The sequence below is a fragment of the Pseudarthrobacter sp. HLT1-3 genome (assembly GCF_059383535.1).
In genome coordinates, this window is the sequence record NZ_JBWZCJ010000021.1 from 77,629 (window position 1) to 87,542 (window position 9,914).

Sequence of the window (9,914 nt, forward strand, 5' to 3'; positions counted from 1 at the left end):
CTTGTTAACCACTTGTCCCTTCCCCCCGGTGCACTAAGGACGCCCTGTTTGCCGTGCCCCCCCGGGCTACTTCACCAAGGTTGCTACAAGGTGCCCGGTTCACCATGGCCTCACTCCATCCCTCAAAACGGCAGGCATCTCATGAGACCCTTCAATTGGTTGACCCTGGGCTCGGCCGGCGGCAAGGCGTCCGCGCGCCCACATACTGAAGACAGCAGTTTCCACGCTATGCGCGGCCGGCACGCCGCCGCGCGCATAGCAGGAGTCCGGCCAGCGCGCGTTCGGATGATCGCGGCCATCGCGGCCATAGCCATGCCCGTGGGCATGGGCCTGCCCGTTGCAGCCCACGCCGTCACGGCCCCGGTTGGCCAAGGGTTCACCGTGAGCCCCGCCGATCTGGCGTTCATCCTGCAGCAGATCAAGATCGCCGAGGCGCACGTCGCCAACACGACGTCCGAGACGGGCCCCTGCGGTGCGCTGATCGGCACCGGCCCCAACCAGTTGCCGAGCCCCTTGGTCTCCCAGGGGCTGCGGACCGTGGACGGCTCCTGCAACAACCTCGTGCCCGGCCAGGAAGGGTTCGGCGCTGCTGATCAGATTTTCCCTCGGCTGACGACGCCGGTATTTAATGTTGCCGAGGCAGTGCCCGAAGGCTTCGGCGCGCCAGGTATCAGCTCGTACGCTCAAAAGAAGGGTTTGGTGTTCGACTCCGAGCCGCGCACGGTCAGCAACCTGATTGTCGACCAGACCGCGGCCAATCCTTCGGCTGTTGAGGCCGCCGGCAACCCGGTGCGGACCCAGGGCAACGACGGCGTTGTTCCCTGTCCGGTTCCCCAGCCAACCCCCCCGGTCGCGGACTGCGTCCCCGCGGGCGAAACCCTGTTCATCCCGAACGTCACCACCGACGTCGGTCTCTCCCCGCCCTACAACTCTCTATTCACACTGTTTGGTCAGTTCTTCGACCACGGTGTGGACCAGACAGTCAAGGGCGGCGGAACGGTCTTTGTTCCCCTCAAGTCCGATGATCCGCTGGTCGCGGGCTCGGACCACATCTTCGGCAACACCGACGACCTGGACCCGACCTTGCGGTTCATGGTCCTGACCCGGGGCAAGAACCAGCCCGGCCCGGACGGTATCGCCGGAGACGATCCAGCGACGCCTGCCGACGAAAGCGCCGACGACGTCCAGGACGCGCTCAACACGGACTCACCGTTTGTCGACCAGAGCCAGACGTACACGTCCCATTCCTCCCACCAGGTCTTCCTGCGGGAGTACGTCAACAACGCCGCCGACAAGCCAGTCTCCACCGGCAAGCTGCTCGGCGGCCCGCTGGACAGCAACGGAAACCCCGGTCCCACCACCGGTGGCATGGCCACGTGGGCAACGGTAAAAGAGCAGGCTAAAACCCTCCTCGGACTCCAGCTCGAGGACAAGGACGCCGTAAACATCCCCATGATCGCGGCCGACGCCTACGGCAAGTTCATCCCCGGACCGGTTCGCGGCCTGCCGCAGTACGTCACGGCGAACGGACTGGTGGAAGGCAACCTTGCCGCTCCAGAGCCGGTGCCCGCCAACGTGAAGTACTTCGACACGCCCTTCCTGACCGACATCGCCCACAACGCGGACCCGACCAAGGCCTGCCGCAGCGCTATCGGTGTCGAGCCTCGGGACCCGGCGGGTTGCCTGCATCCCGACGACGATGACTCGGCCTCGGCCGACTTCGCCAGCCAGCCGGCAGGGACCTATGACGACGAGATGCTCGACGCCCACTTCGCCGCCGGTGACGGGCGCGTCAACGAGAACATCGGCCTCACGGCAATCCACCAGGTGTTCCACTCGGAGCACGACCGTCTGGTCGGCGACATCAAGACAACCCTCACGAACGACACGTCCACCCGCGGAATCGCTGCTTTGGCCGAATGGCAGTCCGCATTGGGCGCAGCCGGCTGGAACGGAGAACGACTCTTCCAGGCGGCACGGTTCATCACCGAGATGGAATACCAGCACCTGGTGTTCGAGGAGTTCGCCCGCAAAATCCAGCCGGCCATCAACCCCTTCCAGCCGTTCGCTTTCACACAGACCGAGCTGAACCCGGCGGTCAAGGCCGAGTTTGCCCACGCCGTGTACCGCTTCGGTCACTCCATGCTCACGGAGACGATCTCCCGCCGGAACGAGGACCAGCCCGGCACCGACAACGAGTTCGGCACGTCCGACGACGTCCGCGGGAGCCAGAACGACATCTCGTTGCTCAAGGGCTTCCTCAACCCGCCGGAGTACACCAACGGCGGCCCCGCCGGCTCGCTGACGTCCGACGAAGCCGCCGGCAGCATCATCGCCGGCATGTCGGACCAGGTCGGCAACGAGCTGGACGAATTCGTGACAGAAACCCTGCGCAACCACCTGCTGGGCCTGCCCCTGGACCTGGCGACGGTCAACATGACCAGGGCACGGTCCGAGGGCATCCCCCGGCTCAACCCGCTCCGTAGGGAGATCTTCAACGCGACCAACGACGGCGCGCTCAAGCCGTACATCAACTGGGTGGATTTCGGCGAGAACCTGAAGCACCCGACGTCACTGGTCAACTTCGTCGCGGCCTACGGCCGGCACCCATCAATCACAGGGGCTGGTCCGGATTCTGAATTGGGGACTCCTGACGACGTTCCGGCAACCTTGGCCTCTCGGCGGGAAGCTGCACGGCTCCTGGTCAACCCGAATGCCCTTGCCGGGGACGTTGCTCCGGCTGACGCTGCTGCTTTCATGAACAGCACGGACGGCTGGGCCAACACCGGCACCAACTCGGTAACCGGCGTGGACGACGTTGACCTCTGGGTCGGTGGCCTAGCCGAGATAACGAACGTCTTCGGAGGACTGTTGGGCAGCACCTTCAACTACGTCTTCGAGAACCAGCTCACGGACCTTCAGAACGGCGACCGCCTCTACTACCTGGCCCGGACACCGGGCATGAACCTCCGGGCACAGCTGGAAGGCAACTCATTCGCCGAGATGATGATGCGGAACACGAACGTCAAGTCGCTCAAGGCGGATGCATTCGCCACAGCGGACTGCAAGTTCGAGCTGAAGAATCTCGCCGGAACCACGGACGGCTTTGCCCTTCACGGTAACACGGTCCTGGACGACCCGGACTCGGAATGCAGCGAGCCGGATCTGCTGCTCCGCCAGCCGGACGGCACCATCAAGTACCGCGCCCGGAACGCCGTGGACCCCTCCGGGATCAACGGCCAAAGCGTCTACAACGGCACCGCCGGCGTCGACCGTGTTTACGGCGGCAACGACAGCGACACGTTCTGGGGCGGCCTCGGCAACGACATCATCGAAGGTGGCGACGGCGCTGACATCGCCTTGGGCGGGGAAGGCGACGACATCATCACCGATCTCGCCGGTGATGACGTCCCCAAGGGCGGCCCCGGTAACGATGCCATCGATGCCGGTCCCGGCCTGGACATCATTATGGGTGGCGACGGCAAGGACTTCTCCAACGGCGGAGCCAACATCAACGAAACCTTCGCCGGCGCCGGTGATGACTTCATCATCGCCGGGCAGGGAGAAGACGCGGTATTCGGCGACGGCGGCGATGACTGGCAGGAGGGCGGCGACCAGCCGGACCTCATGCAGGGGGACAGCGGCAACCTGTTCTTCCTGGACGATTCGCAGAAGCCGGGCCACGACATCCTCATCGGTCAGGGCGGCGACGACGACTACGACATGGAGGGCGGCGACGACGTTGGTCTCGCAGGACCCGGCCTCGAGAAGGTCGCCGGAGCCTCGGGATACGACTGGGAGATCGGGCTTCAGGATCCCCAGGCACAGGATGCCGACCTGAATCTCCCGATTCCGCCGCTGGACATCCTGCAGGTGGGCGTCCGGGACAAGTTCAACGAGGTGGAAGCACTCTCGGGCGCGAACCTCGACGACACTCTTCGGGGCGACGACGTTGTTCCCAGCGCCGTCGGCGGTGCCGGATTCATCGGCTGCGACGTGCTGGACCAGGCAGGCCTCGACCGGGTTGCCGGTCTTGACGCCCTGGTTCCGGCGCTCAGCACCCCGGCGGACACCGTCATCGGGGTTTCGGCATCCCGGGACTGCCCGCTGCTGGTCCCCGGCAGTAACGTCTGGGGCGATGGCAACATCCTTCTCGGCGGCGGCGGAAGCGACCTGATCGAGGGGCGTGGCGCCGATGACATTATCGACGGCGACAAGTTCTTCAGCGTCCGGCTCAGCGTCCGCACGGACGCGAACAACGCGGCCACCGAGATTGGCAGCGCGGCCGGAATGACCACGCAGTACCTGCGGGACGGCGCCGGCAACCTCACCGGACCTACCCTTCAGGAAGCGGTGTTCGCGGGAACCGTGAACCCGGGCAACATCGTGGCAGTCCGCGAGATCCTGGCGGGCACCGGCGGCACCGACACGGCAGTGTTCTCCGGACCGCTGTCGAACTACTCCATCGTGTCTACGCCTGCAACGGAAACCGAACTGGCCAAGGTGACGGTCACGCAGACCGGCGCCGATGTGGTTGGCCAGCGGGCCAGTGATGGGATCGACACCCTGCGGAACATCGAGCGGCTGCAGTTCACCGACCAGGTGGTCACGGTGCAGGTGCCCGATGCACCGGCCATCGGCTCGGCGACCGCAGGCAACACGTCCGCGACGGTGACGTTTACGGCCCCGGCCGCCAACGCGTCTTCGCCGATAACGGGCTTCGAGGTCGTCGTGAACACCGGCGGCGCGGCAGTCCAGACGGTCACCGGCGTTGAGGCCTCGGCCACCAGCGCCACAGTCCCCGGACTAACCAACGGCACCTCGTACACCTTCCAGGTGCGCGCGGTGAACCAGTTCGGCGCAGGGCCGCTGTCCGCGGAATCCAACGCGGTCACACCGTCCGCTGCGGCTCCGGGTCCACCGACCGGGGTCACGGCAACTGCGGGTGCCGCTTCCGCAACCGTGGCCTGGACGGCGCCCACCAATGACGGAGGGTCCCCGATCACCGGGTCCCAGATCGAGGTCCGCACGGGAACCACGGTGGTCACCACCGTTTCCTTTGCCAATGCGGCCACCAGCCAGGTGGTTACCGGTCTGGCAAACGGCACCGAGTACACCTTCGTGGTCCGGGCGGTCAACGCCGCCGGAGCCGGCGCGGGGTCTGCACCGTCGAATGCAATCAATACGCCGAATACGCCGGGCGCGCCGGTGATCGGACGGGCACGGCAGGGGGCCAACCGCGGACCAATAACGGCCAGCATTGGCTGGACGCCGCCAGCGGCAACAGGCGGATCCCCGATCACGGGCTACAAGGTAACGGCCCTGCGGATGAGTTCCGCCGCAGCCAACGCCACCGTGGTTTCACGGACGGACTCCGCAGTCCTTCCGGCGACGGCCAGGACCCTGGAGATGACCCTCACCAACAACACCTACCGCTTCGTGGTGGTGGCCATCAACGCGGCGGGCACCAGCCCGGAGTCCGCCCGTTCGAACAGCGTGGTGGCTCGATAGGAAACGCGCAGCGCAGCTAGCACCTGCAGCTGGCAAGTGAAGGGGGTGGCCCCGCGGCCACCCCCTTCGTTGTGCGTGCAGAGCTCGCTGTGGCTGGCAACTCCCTGCCCGGCACACAGTCCGCGGCTGCGAAAACACAGCGGAGGCACGTCCAGTGCGGGGCAGTCTTGTGCAGGCATGGAAGAGGGCCAGGTCGGCTGAGATGCAGTCTCAGCCAGCCTGGCCCGTCGTCGTCAATTAGGAAGTAGTGGTTCAGTCAATGGCCATGTACCGGCTCCTCGGCAAAGGCGGCCTCCACCGGCTCCTCGTCCATGTCCACACCCGTTCCCGTCCCCGACCGTGGAGCTACCTTGACGGCATCGGCGGTGTTCCCTGCGGCGCGGGCCACGCCGAGGCGGACAGCCTCCACCGTCTTGTCGCTCAGGAGGGGGCCGGTGTAGCTCATTTCGAGCTCGCCGTCGCCGCCATGGGTGTCATAGTTACCCAGCGCATCGGCAAGGATGCCTTCCAGCGCGAGGGCCTCGGCCACCGCCCCAGGGTTGGCCGAGCCGACGATGAACCGCAGATCGTGCACCAGGACCCGGGCCAAATGAACGTGGTCCAGTCCCGGAAACGCCTGGTCGGGGCCGAATGCAAGGTCCACCAGGTCACCGCCATCAGCGATGGTGGCATCACCGGGCAAGGCAACAATAAGCTCCGGCACGGTGTGCTGCAGCACGCTGGCACCAAGGACATCCGGTGAGATCCCGAACAAGGCCAGGCCCAGGCTGCCAGCGGCCGAGGAAAGTGCTGCGCGGAGCTTTTCCAGATCCGCGTCCGGGGCCGGGTGGATAGCCACCACAATGCGCCGACGGACCATGAGCCCGTCGTAGCTCACCTGAGGCCGGTTGTTCCCCCGTTCGGAACCCGACCCCGACGTCAGAACCTTGTCGGACTGCCCTGACGGACGTGAACCGGGCGGCGCCCCGGCAGTGCAGCCGGCCACCAGGGACGAGGCCAGCACCACCGCGACAGCAACAGCAGTCGCTTTCATCTCAGGTACCCGCCGCGTAGCCCGGCTGGTACTTCGGGATGAAGTAGTTCGCAGGCAGGTTGTCCGGGACGGACGGGTCCGAAGTGATCGGGTCGTTGTTCCGGAGGTCACCCACGGAGAACTGCACCATCATGTCGTGATCCTCGTGCACCAGATTGTGGCAGTGCACCATGTAGCGGCCGCCCGTGTGGGCTCCCGTGTCGAACTGGGTGAGCAAGGTAATGGACTCGTTCTCCCCGGCATAGAAGACGTCCTTGGGCCCTGTCTCCCATGCGAACGGTTGCCCGCCGTTGGTGTTGCGACCGATGATCTTGGCATCGACCAGGTGGATGTGGACCGGATGGAACCAGCCGCCGGATCCGTTGATGATGGTCCACTCTTCAACGTCAAAAGGCTCCGGATTGCCCAACAATTTCGTAAATCCGGAATTTTCCACATCGGCCCAGGTGACGCCGCTGATCTTCCATTCCCCGTTCGCCCGTTCCACCCTCAGCTCCCGCTTGGCCACCACCAGATCCGATGTCAGGCTCATGGTGGGCAGCCCACCCCGGACCGCATTCGGCGAGCCGCCGTCGTCGAGCGTCTTGGGAATCGAAGAGATGGCCCCTTTCCCCGAGCCGGAGTTGCGCACCACCTCGAACTGCATGATCTTGTCCGTGTTGGCGAAGTCCTCGTTGTTCTTGTTGCTCAGATTTCGCAGCTGGATCTTCTGCCCCGCCTTGTACTTCCGGAAGTCGATGAGGATCTCGTAGCGTTCAGCAGTTCCTTGCCGCCATGACTGAACAGCCTGGACCTTCGGAACCATGCCGCCGTCGGTACCGACAATGTAGACCGGCTCTCCCGTGGAGAGCGTGGGGCGGTAGGAGCGGGTAATTGAGGCCACGAGGACCCGAAAACGGTAGATGCGCGGCTTCACCTTCATGGTTGGCCACGGCACGCCGTTGACCATGATGATGTCGCCCCACAGGCCGTCGTGGTCGTTGTCGTTGTAGCCGAACGAGCCGTCGGCATTAAACAGGGCATCCGAGATCATCAGCGGCACATCGAACTCACCCTGCGGCAGCTGGTCACGCTCGAACTCATCGGACAGGGGGTAGAAGCCGGCCAGCCCGGAGTAGACGTTCTGGGCCGTCACGTGGTGCTTGTGGTCGTGGTACCAGAGCGTGCGTCCGGTTTGTGCGTTGGGGTAGCGGTAGTTCTTGACATATCCAGGCGGGGTGGTGTCGTTGGCGTACCCGTCGTACTGCGGCAGCGACGCCGAGCCGTGGAGGTGGGTGACGGTCTGGAAGGCCATGGGATGCAGCAGGCCCAGCGCCGGAAAGTCATTGCGGATCCGCACCTCGGTCCGGGTCCCCTGGATGGCCCGGATAGTGGGGCCGGGGAAAACGCCGTTGTACCCGGCAAGAGTGGTGGTGAGACCCGGCAAGAACTGGGCTTGTCCAAGCTTTTGCGTCAGCGCGTACTTGGCATACGGGCGCCTGCGATCGCCGTCGTCGAAACCTGTTTCGAAAGGCTCCAGCACCGGCGGCCGCCGGAAGACACCGGCATACGGAACCGGCGTGTTTTGAGGCGCAAGCTGGCTCGTCGTGATGGGTGGCGTGGTCGGTGGAGGAACGGTGAATGGGGCACCTTTCATCCCGACGAGGCTGAATGCCCCTAGCGTTCCGCCCAGCTTGAGAACTTCCCTGCGAGTTGTCATGACCTCTCCTCAGTGGTGAGTGATACATGCCGTTGCGGATAAACGCATCCGCACGCAACGGCGGAGATCAAACCGACCTGCGGCGTACCAGCCGCTTCCTCCCTTCCTCCGTCAGGTCATGGCCTGCTCAATCCTCCTCAGATAATGCCTCGCGCAACTTGTAAAAAGGCTGGATCGGGCACGCACGGCCAAGTCCTACACAGGAAGAGTCGAGCATAGGGTTTGGCATGTAACCGTTTTTCGGAGCTCCCTGACATTTGTGGGTTCATGAATTCTGGCTCAAAGACTCAGTCGTCTGGAGCCATAGGGAACATGCCCTAGTTTCGGGCGCGTCACGGTGGGACTATGCAGACATGAGCGAGAACGCACAGCGCCGTTAGAGCGCTTCTGCTCCTGGCAGCGAGGACGAACACCTTCCGACCCCGCTTGGAGGTCATCCCGGCAGACCGTCCCCACAGCATACGAGTACCGTGGGCCAGCGCGGCCGGGGTTCAGGGGAAAAGCTCGAACACTACCAGCGCGAAGCCAAGGCAAGCCGGTTCATTGAGCCGGCCTTCACCATCGTCTGTGCTCGCGGTACCACCTGAACGGCAACCACGTCTGACCGCCGTTGAGGCGGGCTGAAGTCCGGTGTCTCACCACTCTGTCCTGCAGGCTCAAGCGTGCAGGACGCCTGCGGGTCGTGCTGGACGCCGGTCCAGCGAAGGATCGTGTACATGGGGCTGACCACGCCGAGAAAGCCCATGGCTGTTCCGGGCGATGGAGCCCTCATCGATGTGAATGGTTGAGTAGGCCCAGTCCGCGGGGCCAAGCGTCTTATAGGTGTTCAGCTTGTGCGATGCCACGCGGCGATCGTGATAGTGGTGGCAAGCATCAAGGGTGTTCCATTCGTTCAAGACAGGCGGACATGCTTCCTCTGCCAAGAAACATGCGTAGTTTCCTGCGGACGGCACGCAGTCATTCTTTGAGGGCCAGGATGCCGGAACGCGTCACGCTGCAGTCCCCCTTGCCGCGCCCGGCGCACGTGGCGCTAGGACCGTCGTCTTTCCTGGCCGCCGAGTGTCGTTGCCCGCGGGATCAGCACCGGCTCCAGCATGACGGAGTCAGTGGGCTTGCCGTTAATCCTGCTGATGAGGGCCTCGAAACTCAGCCGGCCCATCAGGCTGAGATCAGAACTGACCGAAGTGAGCGGCACGGGCAGTGTCGCTGCGAGATCCAGGTCGTTGTATCCCACCAGCGCGACCTCGGATCCCAGCTCCTTGCCCGCCTCCTCAGCGACTGGGCATCACGCCATCCAGTCCGTTGCGGCGAAGCTGAGGAGGGCCGAACAGGCTAGGATCCGACGGGACGATCCAACCGCCGACGTGAGTGCAGCCGGCCCTCCGGCTGACGCAGAGGCGTACCTTGGAGCATTGTTCAGCGCGAAGACCGGGTGCGCGCCCCCATGACAGGCGGGGCCCGCGACCGCGAAGAGCGGGTCGCCCTGATTGACATGAGCCCCTTCTATGTCGCGTGCGAGCGGGCCGACCCGTCGCTGGAAGGCAGAGCCGGTCGTGGTGTTGTCCAGCAACCGGTATATATCAAGCTGTTGGTGACAGCTGGTTGGTTTCTTTGTAGTTGATGCCGGCGTGGCTGGGGGCGCCCGGGACGGTGGGCCTGCGGTGGTACCGG

Annotated in this window: 3 protein-coding genes and 1 pseudogene; 1 reads left to right on the forward strand and 3 read right to left on the reverse strand. The window is 64.7% G+C overall.

Annotated features, from left to right (window positions below; all coding sequences use genetic code 11):
• Positions 1–141 precede the first annotated feature (141 nt).
• Positions 142–5,511, forward strand: a complete 5,370-nt coding sequence (locus AC50X9_RS17080) for a peroxidase family protein (protein ID WP_494895385.1) — start codon at positions 142–144, stop codon at positions 5,509–5,511.
• A gap of 256 nt (positions 5,512–5,767) precedes the next feature.
• Here AC50X9_RS17080 and AC50X9_RS17085 read toward each other — a convergent pair whose 3' ends face one another.
• The 3 genes and pseudogenes from AC50X9_RS17085 to AC50X9_RS17095 form a co-directional block, all read right to left on the reverse strand.
• Positions 5,768–6,544, reverse strand: coding sequence for a hypothetical protein (locus AC50X9_RS17085; protein ID WP_494895387.1), 777 nt, complete (start codon positions 6,542–6,544; stop codon positions 5,768–5,770).
• A gap of 1 nt (position 6,545) precedes the next feature.
• Positions 6,546–8,243 (reverse strand): multicopper oxidase family protein, encoded by a 1,698-nt coding sequence (locus AC50X9_RS17090; RefSeq protein ID WP_494895389.1) that lies wholly within the window; start codon positions 8,241–8,243, stop codon positions 6,546–6,548.
• A 1,030-nt stretch (positions 8,244–9,273) separates the two neighbouring features.
• Positions 9,274–9,507: pseudogene (locus tag AC50X9_RS17095) on the reverse strand (substrate-binding domain-containing protein); the annotation flags it as partial.
• Positions 9,508–9,914: the final 407 nt, after the last annotated feature.